The following is a 19999-nucleotide window of genomic DNA, read 5'->3' as shown; positions in this document are numbered from 1 at the left end:
CATCTCCATGATCGCGCCGTCTCGATTCTGCCCGGCATAGAAAACCGAGCTGCCGCAAGCCTCCGCATCCTGACGGGCGCGGGCGCCGACCGATTCAAGCCGAGCCTCAAGATCTCTGAGATCCGAAAGCGCTCTCATCATGCGTTTCTCATCCTTAAGGCCGGCCGAAGCCAGTCAATGCGCGGCACCGACAAGGCGCAGCCGCCTCAACATAAGAGCGGACGACCCGTGCAGCAACACGACCCTCAATCCTCCGCCGACTTCGCCTGTTCCAGGATCATGTAATCCAGCGGCAGCTGCGTCGTGTATTTGATCTGCTCCATCGCGAAGGCGGAGGAGACATCGCGGATCTCGATCTTGGCGATCATGCGCTTGTAGAAGGCGTCATAGGCGGCGATATCGGGCACGACCACGCGCAGGAGATAATCCACGTCGCCGCTCATGCGGTAGAATTCCACGACTTCGGGAAACTCCACCATCACCTCCGAGAAGCGCTTCAGCCATTCGGTGGAATGGGCATTGGTGCGCACGGAGACGAAGACGGTAACCTTGGTGTTGACCTTGGCCGGATCGAGCAGCGCCACGCGACCGCGGATCACGCCCTCCTCTTCCATCTTCTGGATGCGCCGCCAGCAAGGCGTTGTCGACAGGCCGACCTTCTTGGCGAGATCGGCGACGGCGAGGGTGGAGTCCTCCTGCAGCAGGCGCAGGATCTTGCGGTCGAGACGGTCCATGGGCATCGGTCCTTGGCGGCGTCCGGCCGAGGGGCCGGTCTATGGCGGGGCATGCAGCGGCGCTGCGTGGAATATTATTCTTTCTACATCCTCTCATATCAAAAAGGGAAGAATGAATTTTCAGTTTCACCGGGATATGAGCGTGCGGATCCGCGCCTGCAGCTCCGGCAGCAATTCGGCCTCGAACCAGGGATTGCGCTTGAGCCAGGCGCTGTTGCGCCAGCTGGGATGGGGCAGCGGCAGCGTGGCCGGCGCGCCCTCCTCCGCCAGCGACGCGCTCAGGATCGCCCGCCAGTCAGCCACCGTTTCCGTCATCGAGGCCCGCGGGCCGAGGTGATAGGCCTGCGCATAGGCGCCGATCGTCAGGATGAGGCGGAGGCCCGGCATGGCAGCGAGCGCCGGCGCCCGCCAGGCCGGCGCGCATTCCTTGCGCGGCGGCAGATCGCCGCCATGCCGGTCATGCCCGGGAAAGCAGAAGCCCATGGGCAGGATGGCGAAATTGTCGGGCGCATAGAACAGCGTGCGATCGACGCCCAGCCATTGGCGCAGGCGGTTTCCCGAGGGATCGTTGAAGGGCACGCCGCTGTCATGCGCGCGCACGCCCGGCGCCTGGCTGGCGATGAGCACGGGTGCGCGGGGCGACAGGACGAAAATCGGCCGGGGTTCCTGCGGCAAGGCCCGCTCCGGGCCCCCTAGTGGCGCCTCGCGACAGATGCGGCAGGCCGCCATGCGGGCAGTGAGATCGTCGTCGGGAAAAGCGGCAGGGTTCGTTCTCGTATCGCCAGTGGCCACCAAAGACGCAGGAGGCGCCGGGCTGGCATCGCAACAGTGTTTCAAATCGGCTTTGTTCATTCTGTCTCTCATCCACCGCCCGGCCTCACCGCACTCTCATCCCCTCTCTCCGGCCAGAGCCATGCGATGGCCTGCGCGAGGACATCGGCGATCTCATCGCCGATCGCGGAGAACAGGCTGTCGACCGCCGCCCCCAGGGCCGCCGGCTCCTTGAGATTGTCGGCCTGCATCCGCCGCCAGATCTGCGGGCGCGTGAAGCGGCTGGCCCAAAGGCCGCGATGCTCAAGCCGCGCCCGGGCCTCCTCGGCGCGGAAATCGCCGGATGCGACGGCGAAGCCGGCCTCGACCATCGCTGCGTTCAGCGCCGTTTCTCCGGCCCTACAGTGGGCGAGCAGCCGGCCGTAGCGGTCCTGGCCCTCGCCCTCGCAGGTCACAGCGCGTCCGTCGATCAGTTGCTCCAGCCTGTGGCGCGCCGCCTCGCCGCAGTCCCAGGCCGGATTTTCCGGCAGGATGCAGGTCTGCGCGCGCTCCGGCGCGTCGATGCCGACGAGACGGATCCGCAAGCGACGGCCCGACAGCACCAGCGTATCGCCATCAACCACCTGCGCCCGGCCGCTGACACTGCGTGCGCCTTTCGGATGCGACAGGATCGCGACCAGCAGCGCAACGGCGGCGAGCACCAGCACGGTCACCAGCAGGTCGCCTGCGGAGAAGGCGCGCCAAGGGAGGCATCTTCTTAAGAATTGGTGTCTAGACTTGCCCACAGACCCATCGCCATCACCCAGCGTCACACACGATGTAATGCCGCACACCGCCAGCGCCAACCCTGACAAGAACATTGTCGACCGAACGCAGAGCCGTCCGAACCGCGCTGTGGCGCGGGCCGTGCGCGCGACGCGGGCGCGACTGCAGACGGGTCGTTTCAGCAATGCCGTGTTTGAAAAAGAGATGATGCGGCTGCATCTCGATTCGGTGGTGCACAACAGCGCCGGTGTGGCGCTGACCATTCTTCTCGCGGCCGCCTTCGGCATGTGGCTCGCCGGCGACCTGGCTCTGGCCGCCTGGATGGCCATGGCGCTCAGCCTTCAGGCGCTCTGCATCGTCGTGGCGTGGCGCGCGCGCAAGGTGACGCTGACCCAGGAACAGGTTGCGCCGCTGCGTCGCCAGTTCATCCTGCTGCAGGGTCTCACCGGCGTGAGCTGGGCAATCTTTGCGCTCCAGGATTGCTCTGCCTGCAGGCCGGACCTGTTTGAAGCCTATCATGGCGGCGCGTTGCTGATCGGGCTGGCGGCCACGGCGATGGGCACCGTGCTGCTACGCCCCGCGCTGATCGCCACCTTCCTGCCCGTGATCGGCGTGCTGGCGCTGCGCGCGGTGGAAGGCCACGACTTGAGCACGGCCGCGCTGGCCGCCGCGATCGCCGTGGCGCTGCTCTTCCTTCTTGTCATGACCAACCGCATGCAGCAGGCCAATCTGCGCATCCTGGCGATCCAGTCGGAGAAGGACGACCTGATCGCCGAGCTGGAAGTTGCCAAATCCATGTCCGATGAGGCGCGGCGGCGGGCGGAAGACGCCAATCTGGCCAAGTCGCGCTTCCTTGCCTCCATGTCGCATGAGCTGCGCACGCCGCTCAATGCCATCCTCGGCTTTTCCGAGGTGATGCACACCGAGGTTCTGGGCCCGCTCGACAACCCGATCTACAAGGAATATTCCGGCGATATCCACCGTTCCGGCCAGCACCTGCTCGATCTGATCAACGAGATCCTCGACCTCTCGCGCATCGAGGCCGGGCGCTACGAGCTGCATGAGGAGGCCGTGCATCTCCTGGAGATCGTTGAGGACTGCATGGGCATGGTGCAGCTGCGCGCCCGCTCGAAGAACATTCAGATCCGGCACCAGGCAGAATCCGCCATGCCCGCGCTCTGGGCGGATGAAAAGGCCATCCGCCAGATCACTCTCAATCTCCTGTCCAATGCGGTGAAGTTTACGCCGGCCGGCGGAGAAATCCTCGTCAAGGTCGGCTGGACGGCCGGCGGCGGCCAATATGTCAGCATCCGCGACAATGGCCCCGGCATTCCCGAGGAAGAGATCCCCGTGGTGCTCTCCGCTTTCGGCCAGGGCTCCATCGCCATCAAGAGCGCCGAGCAGGGCACCGGTCTCGGTCTGCCGATCGTTCAGGCCCTGCTGGCCAAGCATGGCGGCGAATTCCTGCTGCGCTCCAAGCTGCGCGAGGGCACGGAAGCCATCGCCATCCTTCCGTCCAAGCGGGTGCTGGACAGCCTGCCCGCCGTGCGCCAGGTCCAGCCGGTGGAACGCCGCCGCCGCTCCTTCGCGTAAATTACGGAAAAGCGCAATCCGTCCCCATCTGTCCGAATACGGTTCAGACCTTCCAGTTCGCCGTCAATGCGGCAGGAAATGGGAGATGAAGATCACATAGAAGGCATAGCCGGAATTGGCCAGAACGAGGCAGAGGCAGGCGAGCGATCCCAGGTCCTTGGCATTGCGGCCCATATCCGAAATCTCCGGCGAGACCCGATCGACGATCTCCTCGATCGCGGTGTTGAGTGCTTCAAACGCGATCATCATCAGGAACAGGATGCCCATCGCCACATATTGAAACAGGGTGGCGCCGGAAATCACGAAGCCGACCATGGCGACGCAAAAGCCGATCAGCTCATGGCGAAAGGCGGCTTCGCCGAAGAGCCGGCGCGCGCCGCCGATCGAATAGCTGGTGGCCGCAAGCAGATGCCGCAGCCCGGTGAGCTTGCGGCGCCGCCGCTTCTTGGGCGCAAGGTTGGGGCGGTCGATGATCGTCAATCCCTGTCCAGCTCCTGTCACACCCCAATGGCCCCGACGGAGGCCGAAGCACGTCCGGCCAGATGCAGGCCACGGCGCGCGCCGCCCTACATACAGGCTCGCGTCCGCAAGGCAAAGTCATCCTTATCGGCAAATCCTATGACGGACAATTTGTCCGACAGTCGGCACCGGCGAACGAATCGATCCGCCAAGTCCTTCACGACAATGCGGACCAACGGGTCCCGGACCATGGCACCGCTTCCCCGAACTTAAGCCCTGGTGGCCGCAAGGGCGCGGCATGGCGTCTACTAAGGCCAGCTGCCTCCCCGGGCTCAGGCCCGCAGCGCCAGCCGGCCTTCTACCACCCCACACTCTTCCATCCCAGACGACGTGAGCGACACTGGCGCGGCGGCGCGTGCGGCCAGCAGCGAGGGCAGCTGCGGCGGCCAGACGCAGTTGCGTCCATGACGCTTGGCCTCGTGCAGCACGAAGGCGGCGTGGTCGAGCAGCGTATCGATCGAAGTGTGGGGCGCATCGGCCGCCGCCACGCCGAGGCTGACGGTGACCACCTGGCCCCGGCCGAGCGCCTGATGCGGAATGGCCAATCCCTCCACCGCCGCGCGCAGCTGCTCGGCGAGCCCGAAAACCTCGTCGATCGTCATGTCGAGCGCGAGAACCAGAATGCGGTCGCCACCATTACGGTAGATCCGCACCCGCTGATTGGCGAACTCGCACAGGCGGGCGGCGATGCGCTGCATGCAGCGATCGGCCCGGGCGCTGCCCTCGGCGATATTGAAGGCCTTGAAATGGTCGATATCGATCATCAGCGCGAAGATGCATTGCGGAATGGCCGTCTGCCACAGGCCGATGACATCGGCCGCCAGGCCATAGCGGTTGCGCAGGCCCGTCAGGCCATCGCGCTCGGCCTCCTCGCGCAGCGACTGCTGCAACAGTCGCTCCTGCCAGAAGCGCAGGAAATCGCGCCGCTCGGCCCGTTCGAGAATATAGGCAGACGCCGCCAAGCACAGGACAATGGTGGTGAAGGAGACAAAGGCCGCCATGGTCAGCATGCCGCTGACCAGCGTGGCCGAGATCTGGATCGCCGTGGCGATCATCAGCGCGCAGAGCGTCGGCACGAAGCGCAGGCGCACCACCAGGGTGAAGTAGATCATCATCGCCACGGTGCCGACCTGATAGACGACGCGATACGGGCTGTCGCTCCACACCATCACCAGAAGCGGCAGCAGCACGGCAAGCAGGAAAATCGCCACCGAGAGCAGGTCGTGCAGGTCGGGCTGGCGCCAGCGCAGCTTCACATACGTCAGCCACAGGCAGGCGGCGGTAAAGACGATGCAGCGCATGACGAACATGGCCGGAAAATGCTCCGGCATCAGCAGCGCGTCCTTCACCAGCATCAGATCGTAGATTACCATGGCCGTCAGGCACCAGACCAGCGCATGGGCCAGGCGTTGGCCCACGTAGCTTTCCAGGAAGGCCTCTTCCAGCGCAGCCGAAAAGCGCAGGCGCCAGGAGCGGCGCGCCATTGCGCGTTCGACAGCCTTGATCGTGATCCTGGATCCAACAGCCTGCGGCATGATTCTGCCTTCATCCCCATGGGCGCGCATGCGGCGCGCTTAACGCAAATTCCGGCCGCCTTCAGCGACCGGAAAGGATGATTGCATCAAATCTTAAATGGGTGGTTGAGAAAGGGGCCGAATTGTGTCGGCCGCTCCGCTCATCCCCTGCCCGGCCATTCACACTTCGGCGTTGCTCACGCCGGCCTGCGGGAAGGTGGCCATGCCGGAATGGCAGGCGGCCGCCGCCTTGACGATGCCGGCGGCGATGGCCGCCCCCGACCCTTCGCCCAGCCGCATGCCGAGCGCCAGAAGCGGCGTCTTGCCAAGCTTCTGGATGGCCGCGAGATGGCCGGGCTCGGCCGAAACATGGCCGATCAGGCAATGGTCGAGCGCGGCCGGGTTGGCGGCGTGCAGGATGGCGGCTGCCGCCGTGGCCACATAGCCATCGATGATCACGGGCACCTTCTGCACCCGGGCGGCGAGGATGGCACCCGCCATCGCCGCCACCTCGCGCCCGCCGAGACGGCGCAGCACTTCCAGCGGATCGGACAGATGGTCGCGATGCAGCGCCACGGCCTTTTCCACCGCCGCCGTCTTGCGCGCCAGGAGCTCGCCGGTGGAGCCGGTGCCGGGGCCGACCCAGTCGGCGGCGCTGCCGCCATAAAGCGCGAGATTGATGGCGGCGGCGATCGTGGTGTTGCCGATGCCCATCTCGCCGATGCAGAGCAGATCGGTGCCGCCGGCCAGCGCTTCCATGCCGAAGGCCATGGTCGCCGCGCAGTCGCGTTCCGACAGAGCGGCCTCTTCGCTAATGTCGCCGGTGGGGTAGTCGAGCGCGAGGTCGAAGATCTTCAGGCCGAGATCATAGGCCACGCAGATCTGGTTGATCGCCGCGCCGCCGGCGGCGAAGTTTTCAACCATCTGCGCGGTGACTTCAGGCGGATAGGGGGTGATGCCCTGGCGGGCGACGCCGTGATTGCCCGCGAAGATGGCGACCAGCGGCCGGGTGACGGCAGGCGCGCGGCCGGTCCAGGCCGCCAGCCAGAAGGCGATCTCTTCCAGGCGGCCGAGCGAGCCCGGCGGCTTGGTCAGCTCCTTGTCGCGCGCCCGCGCGGCCGAAAGCGCCGCGCCATCCGGGCCGGGCAGACTGCGCAGAAGCGCGCGGAAATCGTCGAAAGGCAGCCCGCTGGCACTCATCTCTGTCGTCCTTCTCAATCATCTTTGGCCGGTATCCGCGACCGGCATTTTTGGCCGTCTTCGCCCGCCGCACGCCGGAGCAAGGGCGGAGGGACAGGGCCATGACGGCGCGTCATCGGCGCTTTCAAGCGAATTGTGATCTGCCGGAGCAGCTTCCCATGCTTTAACCCCTTGTTTTGCGGCATGTCGTGCCTGCAAAACCGGCGACCGCTTTTGCGCGACATGCTCTAGCCCATGGCGGCGCGGATGGAAATTCCCTTTTCGCCGCACTGGGCCGGTCGGATTGAATTTGACAATCCCGCGCGCTTGGCGGTGATCTCGGCAACCGCGTTTCACAAAGCCCGGGGGATTCGCAGGCCGCTGCCTGCCATGCTCCCGCACAAGGCCGCATGCCCATGTCTCGTCCCGCCCTGTCCTTCTTCGACGACATCGCCCGCTCCATCGCCTTCTTGAGCCGCCTGCCCGTGGCGGATCGGTTCTTCATCGGCCATGACGGCCGGATGAGCCTGACGGTGCGCGCCTTTCCACTGGCCGGCGCGGTGATCGCGGCACCGGCGGCGATGCTGGCGGGGCTGCTGGCGGCGATCCAGGCGCCGCCACTGGTGACCGTTCTGCTGGCATTGGCCTTGATGGCGGCGATAACCGGCGGGCTGCACGAGGACGGGCTGGCGGACAGCGCCGACGGGCTTGGCGGCGGGCGCACGGCCGAGCGGGCGTTGGAGATCATGAAGGACAGCCGCATCGGCAGCTATGGCGCGCTGGCGCTGATCTTCACGCTCGGCCTGCGGGTTGCGAGCCTGGCGGCGCTGATGGCAGTGCTGCCCCCCCTGTCGCTGGTCATCCTGATGATGCTCGCTGCCGGCCTCAGCCGGTTCGCCATGCTCTATCACTGGCAGGCCCTGCCGCCAGCGCGCGCCTCGGGAACGGCGGCTGGCGCCGGTCAGCCGGACGCGGGCGCCGTGCGCACCGCCGGCGGCTTCGCACTCGCCGGCGCGCTGCTCCTCGCCCTCACCCTGCACTCGGCGGGGGCGGCCGGCCTCGCCTTGCTGGCCTGCGCCGGCACCACCTTCCTCTTCACCCGCCATGTCCGCGCCCGACTCGCGGGCCATACCGGGGACACGATCGGGGCGACCCAGCAGCTGAGCGAAGCCGCGCTGCTGGTGGCCCTTGCGGTCATGCTCTAACAGGCCAATATCAACGACGGCGCATCCTTCGCGCCGGTCCCTCCGCCGGATGCACAAGCCGGCGCTTCGCAGCATAGAAGGCCGCCGATCGCCTCTCGCGGCCTGCAAAGACCACGACACGCATATCCGCACGCCGGATCCCTGCGGCCGTGCCTCAGACAATCACGGGAAACCCGCCATCGTGCAATCGCCCTGCATCCACATCTGCTCCATCGATGCCCGAAGCGGCCTCTGTCTCGGCTGCGCCCGCACGCTGGAGGAGATCGGGGCCTGGGCGACGCTCGGCGACCAGGGCCGCGCGCAGATCATGACGCAGCTTGCGGCCCGGCGGGTCCGCACCGGCCTGCCCGATCCATCCCGCCTGCCCCTTCAATCCTGCAAGGAGGAGACCGCTTCATGAACCCGCTCGTCATCGGCCTCTCCATTCTCGCGCTTGGCCTGGCGATTCTCCTGTTCAATCACGATGGTGGACAGATGCTGGGGCTCGGCAATGACGCCTTTGCCCGGCTGGTTTCGCTCTCGGCCTTCCTGGCGGTGATGGCCGCAGGCCTCTGGCGCGGGCGCATGCAGCTCGGCCAACGGCTGCAGCGGCTGCTGATCTGGCTGGTTCTGCTCCTGGCCCTGGTGACGGCCTATGTCTACAAGAGCGACCTGCAGTCCTTCGGCCAGCGGCTGGCCGGCGGGCTGATGCCCGGCTATGCCGCCGTCTTCACCGACAATGAGGGCTATCAGGAGGTCGTGCTCAGCAAGATGCTGAACGGCCATTTCGAGGCCGATGTCACAGTCGACGGCAACCGCCTGCGCATGCTGGTCGACACCGGCGCCAGCAACGTGACGCTGTCCTATGAGGATGCCGAGCGCATCGGCATTGCGCCCGACAAGCTCACCTTCTCCCGCCGCGTGCTGACCGCCAATGGCGAAGCGCGCGCTGCCCCCATCACGCTGGACACCGTCGCCATCGGCCCGATCGAGCGCACCCGCGTGGCCGCGCTGGTTGCCGAAAAAGGCCGGCTCGACCAGAGCCTGCTCGGCATGAGCTTCCTCTCGACGCTGGATCTTTTGCAGATGAAGACGAATGAGCTGAGGCTGAGGGATTGATGCGCAGCCAGCTCGTGAACGACACCGACGGCTGAGGGCGAGGCTCAATGAGGCCAATCTCACAAACACCTCGTTAAACCAGATCAACTTCTCCAGTAAGCTATATAACCACTGCAATATGATCGGCTGGTTCGGCACCGACGTCAACTTGGCGTGTTCGGGCTTTCAGGACATCAAACTCTCCGACGTCGTCTTTTCCGCAATGCCGCTTTGCCAGCGCGACGCTCTACGACGTCCACCCTGGAAGATCTGGTCTCGGCCTTCAATGCCGCGCAGCCGGTGCGCGCGCCGTCCGCCGGGACTTCGCAAACCCGATGTGCGGTCCGCTAATGAACTGAAACCTCGAAGATTGGGCTCATAATGTAGAGAAATTGTGCCTTATCCACGATGCAACCCTTGTCATTAAATATAAATTTTGCCTAATATAGAATTCATAAAATTTACATTTCATGACATTACGTCGAACGCGGGGAAAGCTGGATGGAGTTCACTCTTCTGGTGGCAGGGGCAACCTTGCTCGTCTTCGGGCTGTACTTCGTCGCCCGGCATTATCCGACATCCGCTTACGCTTTGGTCCTGATTATGGGAGTCACCCTTCTGGTGATGGGCGTATTACGGGTGAGCAACGCGAAAATCGCCTTCATCGGATTCGAACTGAACTTCAATGTCGCCGTTCAGGACGCTGTCGAGGCGAAGAATACTGCCAACAATGTCAAGGACAATGATATTCCACGCCTCAACATCGAGATACAGAAAGCCCAGGATGCACTGGAGAAGCAGGCGGACATCAACCGGAAACTGGTTGACGTCATCAATGGAATGCGAAATTCGTCGAGTCTAAAGGTTGCCGACATCAACGATCAGGGCGCACTGTTCAAGCGAAACAGCGGGTACACCGTCCTAGTGTTTTACCGCGACTCGCGGAGGGACGATGCTGTCAATCTGCAGTCCGCACTTACTGCAGCCGGATATCCGGCCAGCAGCATCATGACCGACTTGTCAGAGGCGAAAATCGCTGCGCCGCCGCAGTCGACGGTTATAGTCCCCTCGCAGAAAGGGGTAAGCGTCAGCCAAGACGTTCTGGCCCTCACGAAGAGCGTTCTACCACCTTCCGAAGCCGCGTCCGCGAGGCTCGGCGACAGCTATCGCCTTCAGCGCGGCGACCTGCAGATCCTGCTCTTCTGACGTATGTCGCACAAACGTTCGCAGGCTTTGCGATAGACGGCGTGTAAGCAAAAAAAGCATGTCAAGCCGGGAAGCGCCGCAAATGTCCGCGCCACGGTGACGTGTCGGGGGCTTGAAGCAAGCCAGCGGAATCGACAGCCGGTATGCTTGGTAGAAGGACGCTAGGATGGATGATGGGCGCGGACGCGTCACGGCGTCACTTGTGCCTCGGCGGCAGCGCCGGCTCTGCGCGGCGCGGCGGTGTTGGACTAAAACAAGGCGAGCGCTCAGTAGATGCTATAGCGTCGAGCACGGCAATGGCATATCGGGCCCTCAAGCCTGGGGACAAAGCTACTCCCGCAGCCGATACCCCGTCCGGAAGATCCAGGTCACCAGACCCGACAGCGCCGCAAGGAAGCCAAGGATGATGGCGACGCTGATCATGGGATCGACCTCTGCCACTTCGAAGAAGGACCAGCGGAAGCCGGAGATCAGGTAGAGCACCGGATTGGCGTGGCTGACGGCCTGCCAGAAGGGCGGGAGCATCTTGATCGAGTAGAAGCTGCCGCCGAGGAAGACCAGCGGCGGCACGACCAGCATGGGGATGAGGTTCAGCTGTTCGAAATCCTTGGCCCAGATGCCGATGACGAAGCCGAGCAGCGAGAAGGTGATGGCGGTGAGCGCGAAGAACACCACCATCATCACGGGATGGGCGATGCGGATATCGACGAAGAGCGAGGCGGTGGCCAGAATGATCAGGCCGATGATCATGCCCTTGGTCGCGGCCGCGCCGACATAGCCGATCAGCACCTCGGCCATGGAGACAGGGGCGGAGAGGATCTCGTAGATCGTGCCGGTGAATTTCGGGAAGTATATGCCGAAGGCGCCATTGTTGACGCATTGGGTGAGCAGCGTCAGCATGATCAGTCCCGGGGTGATGAAGGCGCCATAGGGCACGCCGTCGATCTCCTGGATGCGCTGGCCGATCGCTGCGCCGAAGACGATGAAGTAGAGCGAGGTGGAAATGACGGGCGAGACCACGCTCTGCAAGAGCGTGCGGCGCATGCGGGCCATTTCGAAGAGATAGATCGCCTTGATCGCCTGCCCGTTCATCGGCCCGCCTCCACCAGTTCCACGAAAATGTCTTCCAGCGAGCTTTGCCGGGTCGAGAGGTCCTTCAGCGTCAGTCCGGCTTCGGCGAGCGCCGCCAGGAGCGTGGTGATGCCGGTGCGCGCGCCCGAGGCGTGATAGTCGTAGACCAGCCGGCGCCCGCCCTCCTCCAGCCGCAGATTGAACCCCGCCAGCGCCTCGGGCACGGTATCGATCGGCCGGGCGAGATCGATCGCCAGCGTCTTGCGCCCCAGCGTCTTCATCAGCGCCGCCTTCTCTTCGAGAAGCAGGAGCTGGCCGCTGCTGATCACGCCGATGCGGTCGGCGATCTCCTCGGCCTCCTCGATATAATGGGTGGTGAGGATGATGGTGACACCGCTTTCGCGCAGCCGCTCCACCACCTTCCACATGTCCTTGCGCAGATTGACGTCGACGCCGGCGGTGGGCTCGTCGAGGAACAGCACGCGCGGCTCATGCGCCAGCGCCTTGGCGATCAGCACCCGGCGCTTCATGCCGCCGGAGAGCTCGCGCAGCTTGTTGTCCTTCTTGTCGTAGAGCGAAAGGTCCTTCAGCACCCGCTCGATATAGCCGGGATCGGCGGGCTTGCCATGCAGGCCGCGCGAGAAGGTCACCGTGTTCCAGACGCTCTCGAACTGGTCGGTGGTCAGTTCCTGCGGCACCAGGCCGATCATCGCCCGGGTCTTGCGGAAATCCCGGACCACGTCGAAACCGCCGACCAGCGCCTTTCCGCCGGAGGGATTGACGATGCCGCAGATGATCGAGATCAGCGTGGTCTTGCCGGCGCCGTTCGGCCCGAGCAGCGCGAGGATCTCGCCCTCCTCGATATCGAGATCGATGCCTTTCAGCGCCTGGAACCCATTGCCATAGGTCTTGACGAGGCCGGAGACGGAGACGATGGGGGGCATAGGCGGGGAGATCCTTGGGCGCGGAAGCTGTCGCCGCCATAGATGGGGCGGCAGGGCGGTCCGGCCAAGCGGGCGGCGGAGGGAAATGCGCAGCAAAGCGGCGACGCACCGTTTCCTCCCGCTGTCCTATCCTTAAAGAAGAGTTCCGCGCCCTACTCCAGCGTGAAATCGAAGCGGTAGCTGGCCGAGAGGCCGACCGTCAGCTGGTTTTCCGAGCCCTTCTGGCGCACCAGGCTGCTGTCGGCGGCGGTGCCGATCATGCGGCGATACTCGACGAAGGCGCTGGTTTCCACCTTGTCGGTGGCCTTCCAGGTCAGCGCGCCACCCGCGCCGACAGACTGCCAGCCGCTGCCCGGATCATAGGGGTCCAGCCCGGAAGCCGCCGCCTGCTCGCCATTCACGCCATAATAGGCGCGGCCGAAGGCGGAGCTGGCATAGGTCGCGCGCGGGCCGCCGGAGATGCGCAGCGTCGGCGTGATGTCGGTATAGGCATCGGCCTGCAGATCGAGCACGGTGCCATGATGGCTGCGAATGCCGTGGCGCACTTCGACGCGGGTGCGCAGCCAGTCGGTCGGATAGGCCTGGGCAAAAGCGCCGACCTCGCCGCCGAAGCGCACATCCTCAAGCCCATGCAGGTCCTCCGACGTGTTCTCGTCGCGCGCCGCCAGGAAGCGCCCGGCAAGGCCGAAGCTCACCCGGCCGGAATCGTAAAGCGGCAGGCTGGCACTGTCGTTGCGCGAGACGAACCGGTCCAGCTTGCTCTGTCGGCCGATCGACAGGATCGGCGAGAAGACGAAGCGACGGTCGCGAGCCCCGTAGAAGGCCGGCGCATTGGCCACGGAGCCGCCCAGTGTCAGCGCCCAGTCGCCGGACCAGGGATAATCTCCGGCACGCGCCGCCGACAGCGGCAGCCCTGCCATGAGCAGGGCGAGAAACGACGGGGGCAGCAGCTTCATGCCGGGCGACCTTTCGAAACACAGACAGACAAAAGGAACGAGACTGTCCGACTGTTTGTGTTCGAAACATCTTAAGGTTTATTTAAGCACGTTGGCGATCAAGCTGGTGGCACAGATGGAGCCGAAGGCCGAACCCAGAGGTGTGGCTGCAGTCTTGATCCCAGAAGTGCGCCATCCCCGCTTGCTTACGGCAAAGCATCCGCCATCAGCGGGGCGGGATCGCTCAGCGCGGGAGCGGACGCGCCGGTCCAGCCTTGCGCCGCCTCTCTATAAGACCGCAGATAGGGGCCGAAATCATGGAAGAGCGACCATCCGAAACGTGGATTGATCTCGAAGATCTGGGGCGTGCCGTTGGAAATCTTGTAATCGAGGCAGCAGGTGCCATCGCGAAATCCGATATAGTCCAGAACCTTGAGAAAATCCTTGAGGAAGGGAAGAGCGATTGCAGTCTTCATCGATAGGTGATGCTGGCGTTTTCCCTTGACGAAAGGCTGATCCGCCACCTCGTACAAAACATTGAAGGAAAAGACGATTTCTCCATCGCGTAGCAGGATATGGGTTGCATATTCCTCTTTGCCTTCGATGTATTCCTGGAGAAAATAGTCATCCGACTTCAATCGACGCGCATGCTGCAAAACATCGCCCTCACATCGAAGAACGAACGATTCCACGCCGAAATGGTCGTGTCTTCGTTTCAGGATGCAGGGAAAGGGGCTGGCGCTCACATCTGCGATCAGTTGCGGGATCATGACACCGAACGGCGAATTGGAGACGACGCGATTAAACGCGTATTTGTCATCGCAGACCGCGACCGCGGAGGCGGTGGGATAGATGGCCTTTCCAGCCAGTCTCGCGCCGATCCTGCGCAACGGGTTGTAGTCTGCGAGACTTAAGGGAACGATGCAATCATAGCGATCCCAGTCATGGGAAGAGAGATCCTCGAACCTGCAAACATCGATGGCATAATCATTTCCGACAGCCCCTCGAAAAACATGGTTCTGAAATTCAGTGTGTCCGACCAGGAACCTGTTACCACAATCCGTCTTCACGATACTTAGCTTACTAAAATAGTCTATTTCTCGAAATTAGATCATTCGAGCGATGACGTCTACTGCGAAACCCTATTGGCGGAATGCGCAAGTCGGGGATCAATCCGACGTCAAGGACACAGTTTGGAGCAGGAGAGCACGCGCCCCCTCTCAGTCCGTAGTTGAGAATGAGGATGTGAACAAGCGGCCTCGAGCGGCAGGTCTCAACGCGACCTGTCTGCCTCTGCGGTCACCGGCTCGACCGGCGTCGCATCGCAGCGCAGGGCCAGCGCGAACAGGAGCGCGCCGCCAAGCCCGGCCAGCAGCAGGCCGGCCGAGAGGCCGTAGGCACTGCCATCGTAAAGCCGGCCGAGCAGCACGGCAAAGAGCGTGGAGACAAGGCTGGACCCGGCGGAGACCAGCGAGGCGCCGAGGCCGGCGATCTGGCCGAGCGCGCGCATGGCCAAGGCATTGAGATTGCCGAAGAGAATGCCGATGGAAAAGAAGGCCGCGAACAGCCCCGCCATGAACAGCACGAGCGCGGGCCTGCCATGGCCCGCCCAGGAAGCGGCAAACAGCGCAGCGCTGGACAGGATCAGCCCGGCAAAGCCGGCCTTGGCCATCGAAGCCATGCCGAGGCGCCGCACCAGCGCGGCGTTGACGAAGGTGGCGAGGCCGATGCCCAGCGCCAGCCCGGCGAAATAAAGCGGAAAGCGTTCGGCAATGCCGTAAAGATCGAAGAACAGATCAGGCGCGGTGCTGAGATAGAGGAGCTGCGCGCCGAAGACGAGGCCTGTGGCCGCGATCAGCAGCGTCACCCTCAAGTGCGCCAGAATGCGTCCGCCATTGCGCCAGATCAGCGCGGGGCGCAAGGCAATCCGCCGGCCGGCAGGCAAGGTCTCGGGATGGCGCAGCATCAGCCAGCCGCCGCCGAGCGCCGCCAGCACGAGATAGGCGGCGAACAGGCTGCGCCAGCCGGCGAGCGCAATCAGGCCCTGCGCCAGCGTGGGCGCCAGCATCGGCACCAGAATGAACAGCGTGTACATCAGCGACATCACCCGGGCCATGGCATCGCCCTCGAACTGGTCGCGGATCATCGCCCGTGTGGCAATCTTCGGCCCGGCCACGCCGACCCCCTGAAGGATGCGGCCGAGAACGAGCAGGGGCAGCGAAGGCGCGGTGAGCGCGATCACGCTGCCGAACGCGTAGATGCCAAGCCCGATCATCAGCGCCGGCCGGCGACCCAGCGCATCCGAGAGCGGGCCGATCAGAAGCTCGCCGAACACCATGCCGAAGATGAAGAGCGAGATGACATGCTGGGTGGAGAGCGGCGGAGCGGGCGCCAGCTCGGCGCCCAGCTGGCGCAGGCCCGGCAACAGCGCATCGATGCTGAAGGAGGTGAGCGCCGTCAGCAGCGCATAGAGCGCGATCCGCTCGGCAAATCCGGGCGAGGATGCCATGGCTTTCTCCCTGCGCGCACCGGGACGATGCGGATCTCGACAGCGGCCATAAAGGCAGGCCCAGAGTCAAGCAGCCTCTCGCGGCGATATAGGGCGCACAACCGATCGTGCCGTGGGACAACATCCTCAACGTCGCTTGAGGCAGTCCTTTCCACCGCGCATCCACAGGGTGTGTCACCAAGCCGTCGCCGATCCGTCATCAAACGGTGACCGAGGCTGGGCAGTGTCGCCCGCGACGAACCTGCGCACACCAGCTTCGTCTGCATGGACCTCGACGGCAGTCCCCTCTGCGCCAGGTCCCGTTCCTCTTGGCCGGCATGATGCCGGCCTTTTTTTTGCGCCTCTGCCGCGCGGCACGAGGCTGAAGGATCAATCGCCCAGCTTAATCACAGTGCCGATAGCCGCAGCGGCGGTCGCGCAGGTCGAAATGGAAGTGGTCCTTGTGCTGCGGATCGCTGCCGGGGCCGAGCACGGTGTTGAAATATTTGCAGCTGTCGGCCCGCACCGCCTTCAAGAGCCCCTTTTCGCGGAAGGCGAAGAAGCCGGGCTTGCGCACGTCGATCTCCTTGCCGCTCTTCAGGATGAAGGTGCCGATGTCGATCGCATTGCCATGGGCGTGTTCCGACATGGGATTGCCGCGCCGGTTGTTCATCGGTCGGCAGGAATAGCCTCCCATCGGCTTCACCACGGCCACGCCGGAGAGGTAGCGCAGGCGCGCGGCCGGCGCGAGCTCGTTCTTCACCCAGGAGGCAAAGGCGACGCTGGTCTGGCAGTTGAGCGTCACCGCCGGGCTGACGGCAATGTTGCCGGAGAGGCCGGAGACCTTCACCGGATGCTCGATGCCGCAGGTCGGCCCATTGGTGATGCGCGGCACCTCGCGATAGGTGACACCGAGCGCCTTGAGCTGGCGGCGGCAGGCCACCTCGTCGGCCGGCATCGTGCCGTCCGGCGGCGCCGGCAGCGACATCGGCGCATCGCTCTTCGGCACGAGCCGGGGAATGAAGGCCACCTGATCCTCCCCCGCCCGCGTCGGAGGCCGGGCATCGGAGCGGCGCTCGGCGCGCGCGGCCCCGGCCCGTGGCGGCAGCGGCGGCAGGTCGGGGTCGATCGCCGGCGGCGGCCCGCTCTCCGGCTCCGGCAGGCGGCGAGGCGCGACTGCATGCACCTCTCCGCCAATGCCATCGACCACGGGCTGGCTGCTGCGTCCTTCAGCGATCTGCTCGGCCTCCTCCTCGGCCAGCCCCTTCACCGCCGGCGCGCCCAGCATGCCATCGACATCGACGCCGGCCGAAGGCGCGGCCGATGAAGCAGAGGCCGACGGAAAGGAAGCGGACGATGCCGCAGAAAGCGCCCGGTGATGGCGCGCGGGATAGCCGGAGGACGAGGCGGCCGGGCCGATCGCGCCGTCCGGCTCCGGTTCGGCCAGAGGCGCGGCGGCCGGTCCCGGCGGCGGCTCGGCCACAGGGGCAAGCCCCGAGGAGGCGCGTGCCGGTGCGGCGCGGTCGGGGTCGAGCCGGGCGGAGGGTTCGAGTTCCAGCCCGTCCGATGTACAGGCAGACAGCACGGCCATCAGCGCCGCAAAGCCGGCCTTGCGCAGCAGGAAGCGCCCTCGCCCGCGAATGCCGCACCCGGCCGGGAGAGGCGCCCCCAGGCGCCGGGGGCAGGCAGCGGAAAAAGCCGTCGGAGTGTCATCGAAGCGCATGGGTCCATCCGTGATCGCCGCCGCAAGGCTTGCGCCGACGATCCGCCCTTTGTGAGACCAAGGCAGGATGGCCGGTCTCCAAGGACCCAGAATTGAGGAACAAGGTAAATCAAGTCTTACACAAGCAGGGTTTCGGGCCAAAGGAAGACTTCCGGCATGCCCCGCCGCCTGCAAGCGTCCTCTGAAAAACGCTTTTCCATCATCTGCGGCTTGCTCTACTGTGCGCCGCACCAGCAACATCAGGAGATCCTGTCCCATGCCCAAGCCCACCGGCGAACTCACCCTGCGCACGCTCGCCATGCCCGCCGATGCCAATCCGGCCGGCGATATTTTCGGCGGCTGGGTCATGGCACAGATGGACTTGTCCTGTGGCATCCGCGCGGCCGAGCGGGCGCGCGGGCGTGTCGTCACCGCGGCGGTCAAGGAAATGGCCTTTGAGCTGCCGGTGAAGATCGGCGACACGCTGAACATCTATACCGAGATCACCCGCGCGGGGCGCACCTCCATCACGCTGCATGTCGAGGCCTGGGCCCAGCGCTCGCGCCATCGGGATCTGGAAAAGGTGACCGAAGCCACCTTCATCATGGTAGCGCTGGATGACGAGGGCAAGCCGAAGCCGCTGCCGGCAGAGTAACGGCCGAGAGGGATCCTCGGCCGGCCGGCCCAGGTGGGCCTTTGCCTCGCAGATGATGCCGGCACGGGGACGACGTCCATCCTGCCACCTTTGCGCCGCTTGAAATCGCCGCAAAGGCGGCTGGACAGTCGTCGGCGCAGGCTGCCCGGCTCTCTTCCTTTGCGCCCGTTCACGGCCCGGTCACGCATTTGCGAAAAAATATTAGATGATGCGGAACTAACCGCCTGCTGGCGCCTTTCTGCGGCGCTGCGGCTGGTTGTATCGGTCGCCCCGTTTTCGAGGATACCGATGTCGCACGATGCTGCCGCTCTTCCCCTTCACCGCAAGACGGGGCCCGCCATGGTCGCCACACCGCTGGTTGCGCTCGCCTTCCTGAACTTTTTCCTCGCCGATGCGCGCGATGGGCTTGGGCCCTTCCTCGATGCCTTCCTGGCGACGCAGGGCTGGACCCCCTTCGCGCTCGGCACCATCGCCACCTTCGGCGGTGTGCTCGGCATGGTGGCCACCCCGCTTTTCGGCGCGCTGGTGGACAATTCGCCCCGTAAGCGCCTGCTGGTGATCGTGCCGGTCATCCTCGTCACCGCCGCCGCGCTCTGGACGCTGGCCATGCCGAACATGGTCGTCGTGGTCGGCGGGCAGACGGTTACCGCCATTGTCGGCGCGGTGATCGGCCCGGCGCTGATGGGCCTGACGCTCGGCATTGTCGGCGAGGCTGCCTTTCCTCACCAGGTCTCGCGCAACGAGTTCTGGAACCATGCCGGCAATGTCGTTTCGCTGGCCGGCGTCTATTTCGCCGCAACCTTTTATGGCCTTTCGGGCATCGTTGTGCTGATGGTCGTCACCGCCATCGGCGCGGTCGCGGCAGCGCTGGCCATCGACCCTGCCAAGATCGACCACAAGGTCGCGCGCGGCCTGGGCCATGACGAGGGCGAGGAAGGTCCGTCGGGTTATTCCGTTCTCGTCGGCTCGCGCGGACTGATCGTTCTCGCCGTCGTCATGCTGGTCTTCCATTTCGGCAATGCGCCGATCAGCCGGCTGGTGGCGCAGCAATTCTCAGTCGAGCTCGGAACGCCCTTCCGCACCACGGCGCTGATCACCGGCGTATCCCAGCTGACCATGATCGGCGCGGCGATCGCCGCCCCCTTCCTCATCCGCCGCTTCGGCCTCGCCTCGATCTTCATCATCGGCCTGCTGGCTTTGCCCATCCGCGGCGCGATTGCCGGCAGCTTCGATCAGTTCTGGATGATCTATCCCGTGCAAATTCTCGATGGCCTGGGCGCAGGCCTGATCGGCATCGCCACCCCCGTGGCGGCCGAGCGCATTCTTTCCGGCACCGGGCGCTTCAATGTCGGCCTGGCCGCCGTCATGACCGTGCAGGGCATCGGCGCCTCCTCCTCCAACATCGTCGCCGGCACGCTGACGCAGGACTTCGGCTTCCACGCCGCCTACTGGCTGCATGGCGCCGTGGCGCTGCTGGCCCTCATTCCCTTCCTGATCTTCCGCCGCGACGTGGCCCCGCACGCCCGCGACACGACGGGTTGACGCTCCGCGATTTTGTTTTTGCATCGGGCCGAAAGCCGGGGACCGGTTGTCGGCCCGATGCGCTAAAAACGATCCCCCTTTGTTCCGCCGCACCCTTTT

At 64.8% G+C, this 19999-nt stretch carries 20 protein-coding genes; 8 read left to right on the top strand and 12 right to left on the bottom strand.

Annotation, left to right across the window (positions count from 1 at the left end; translation table 11 throughout):
• Nucleotides 1-245: 245 nt before the first annotated feature.
• The 3 genes from BJF92_RS05395 to BJF92_RS05385 all read right to left on the bottom strand — a co-directional run bounded on the left by BJF92_RS05395 (nt 246) and on the right by BJF92_RS05385 (nt 2218).
• Nucleotides 246-734, bottom strand: a complete 489-nt coding sequence (locus BJF92_RS05395; protein WP_075633726.1) for an Lrp/AsnC family transcriptional regulator — start codon at nt 732-734, stop codon at nt 246-248.
• Nucleotides 735-860: 126 nt separating this feature from the next.
• A complete protein-coding gene (locus BJF92_RS05390; protein WP_075633725.1) occupies nt 861-1463 on the bottom strand; it encodes a uracil-DNA glycosylase family protein in 603 nt (200 codons plus the stop codon).
• A gap of 131 nt (nt 1464-1594) precedes the next feature.
• Nucleotides 1595-2218 carry a thermonuclease family protein gene (locus BJF92_RS05385; RefSeq protein WP_075633724.1) on the bottom strand — a complete coding sequence of 208 codons (624 nt, stop codon included), beginning with the start codon at nt 2216-2218 and terminating at the stop codon, nt 1595-1597.
• A gap of 109 nt (nt 2219-2327) precedes the next feature.
• Here BJF92_RS05385 and BJF92_RS05380 point away from each other — a divergent pair, with 109 nt between their 5' ends.
• Complete coding sequence (locus BJF92_RS05380) at nt 2328-3863, top strand: sensor histidine kinase (RefSeq protein WP_075633723.1); 1536 nt, start codon at nt 2328-2330, stop codon at nt 3861-3863.
• 63 nt (nt 3864-3926) lie between these two features.
• On the opposite strand, the gene BJF92_RS05375 is transcribed toward BJF92_RS05380, so the two are convergent.
• The 3 genes from BJF92_RS05375 to cobT form a co-directional block, all read right to left on the bottom strand.
• The gene (locus BJF92_RS05375; protein WP_075633722.1) at nt 3927-4343 is read right to left on the bottom strand and encodes a diacylglycerol kinase; all 417 of its coding nucleotides are present in this window, start codon (nt 4341-4343) and stop codon (nt 3927-3929) included.
• 311 nt (nt 4344-4654) lie between these two features.
• Nucleotides 4655-5917 (bottom strand): GGDEF domain-containing protein, encoded by a 1263-nt coding sequence (locus BJF92_RS05370; protein ID WP_158032192.1) that lies wholly within the window; start codon nt 5915-5917, stop codon nt 4655-4657.
• A gap of 159 nt (nt 5918-6076) precedes the next feature.
• Nucleotides 6077-7096, bottom strand: a complete 1020-nt coding sequence (gene cobT, locus BJF92_RS05365) for a nicotinate-nucleotide--dimethylbenzimidazole phosphoribosyltransferase (protein WP_075633720.1) — start codon at nt 7094-7096, stop codon at nt 6077-6079.
• 395 nt (nt 7097-7491) lie between these two features.
• On the opposite strand from cobT, the gene BJF92_RS05360 reads away from it, so the two are divergent.
• From BJF92_RS05360 to BJF92_RS05345, 5 genes are all read left to right on the top strand, one after another.
• Complete coding sequence (locus tag BJF92_RS05360; RefSeq protein ID WP_075633719.1) at nt 7492-8280, top strand: adenosylcobinamide-GDP ribazoletransferase; 789 nt, start codon at nt 7492-7494, stop codon at nt 8278-8280.
• Between the two features lie 181 nt (nt 8281-8461).
• The gene (locus BJF92_RS05355; protein WP_075633952.1) at nt 8462-8680 is read left to right on the top strand and encodes a DUF1289 domain-containing protein; all 219 of its coding nucleotides are present in this window, start codon (nt 8462-8464) and stop codon (nt 8678-8680) included.
• Nucleotides 8677-9378 (top strand): retropepsin-like aspartic protease family protein, encoded by a 702-nt coding sequence (locus tag BJF92_RS05350; protein ID WP_075633718.1) that lies wholly within the window; start codon nt 8677-8679, stop codon nt 9376-9378. The genes BJF92_RS05355 and BJF92_RS05350 overlap by 4 nt, the downstream gene beginning before the upstream one ends.
• Nucleotides 9374-9739: a pentapeptide repeat-containing protein gene (locus tag BJF92_RS26390; RefSeq protein ID WP_143523943.1), complete on the top strand. Its 366-nt coding sequence runs from the start codon at nt 9374-9376 to the stop codon at nt 9737-9739. Before BJF92_RS05350 ends, BJF92_RS26390 begins: the two co-directional genes overlap by 5 nt.
• A gap of 119 nt (nt 9740-9858) precedes the next feature.
• On the top strand, nt 9859-10563 hold the full coding sequence (locus BJF92_RS05345) for a hypothetical protein (RefSeq protein WP_075633717.1): 705 nt from the start codon (nt 9859-9861) through the stop codon (nt 10561-10563).
• 330 nt (nt 10564-10893) lie between these two features.
• On the opposite strand, the gene BJF92_RS05340 is transcribed toward BJF92_RS05345, so the two are convergent.
• From BJF92_RS05340 to BJF92_RS05315, 6 genes are all read right to left on the bottom strand, one after another.
• On the bottom strand, nt 10894-11655 hold the full coding sequence (locus BJF92_RS05340) for an ABC transporter permease (protein ID WP_075633716.1): 762 nt from the start codon (nt 11653-11655) through the stop codon (nt 10894-10896).
• Nucleotides 11652-12578 (bottom strand): ABC transporter ATP-binding protein, encoded by a 927-nt coding sequence (locus BJF92_RS05335; RefSeq protein ID WP_075633715.1) that lies wholly within the window; start codon nt 12576-12578, stop codon nt 11652-11654. The genes BJF92_RS05340 and BJF92_RS05335 overlap by 4 nt, the downstream gene beginning before the upstream one ends.
• Nucleotides 12579-12730: 152 nt before the next feature.
• Nucleotides 12731-13534, bottom strand: coding sequence for a MipA/OmpV family protein (locus BJF92_RS05330; protein WP_075633714.1), 804 nt, complete (start codon nt 13532-13534; stop codon nt 12731-12733).
• A 185-nt stretch (nt 13535-13719) separates the two neighbouring features.
• Entirely contained in the window at nt 13720-14583 is an 864-nt protein-coding gene (locus tag BJF92_RS05325; RefSeq protein WP_143523910.1) for an ATP-grasp domain-containing protein, read from the bottom strand.
• A 203-nt stretch (nt 14584-14786) separates the two neighbouring features.
• On the bottom strand, nt 14787-16022 hold the full coding sequence (locus BJF92_RS05320) for an MFS transporter (protein ID WP_075633712.1): 1236 nt from the start codon (nt 16020-16022) through the stop codon (nt 14787-14789).
• A 382-nt stretch (nt 16023-16404) separates the two neighbouring features.
• Entirely contained in the window at nt 16405-17592 is a 1188-nt protein-coding gene (locus BJF92_RS05315) for an extensin-like domain-containing protein (protein ID WP_075633951.1), read from the bottom strand.
• A gap of 388 nt (nt 17593-17980) precedes the next feature.
• Here BJF92_RS05315 and BJF92_RS05310 point away from each other — a divergent pair, with 388 nt between their 5' ends.
• Complete coding sequence (locus BJF92_RS05310) at nt 17981-18358, top strand: acyl-CoA thioesterase (RefSeq protein ID WP_075633711.1); 378 nt, start codon at nt 17981-17983, stop codon at nt 18356-18358.
• A 339-nt stretch (nt 18359-18697) separates the two neighbouring features.
• Nucleotides 18698-19900, top strand: a complete 1203-nt coding sequence (locus BJF92_RS05305; RefSeq protein WP_075633710.1) for an MFS transporter — start codon at nt 18698-18700, stop codon at nt 19898-19900.
• Nucleotides 19901-19999: the final 99 nt, after the last annotated feature.

The sequence above is a fragment of the Xaviernesmea rhizosphaerae genome, from assembly GCF_001938945.1.
GTDB lineage: Bacteria > Pseudomonadota > Alphaproteobacteria > Rhizobiales > Rhizobiaceae > Xaviernesmea > Xaviernesmea rhizosphaerae.
This window is presented reverse-complemented; position numbering and strand designations above follow the sequence as displayed.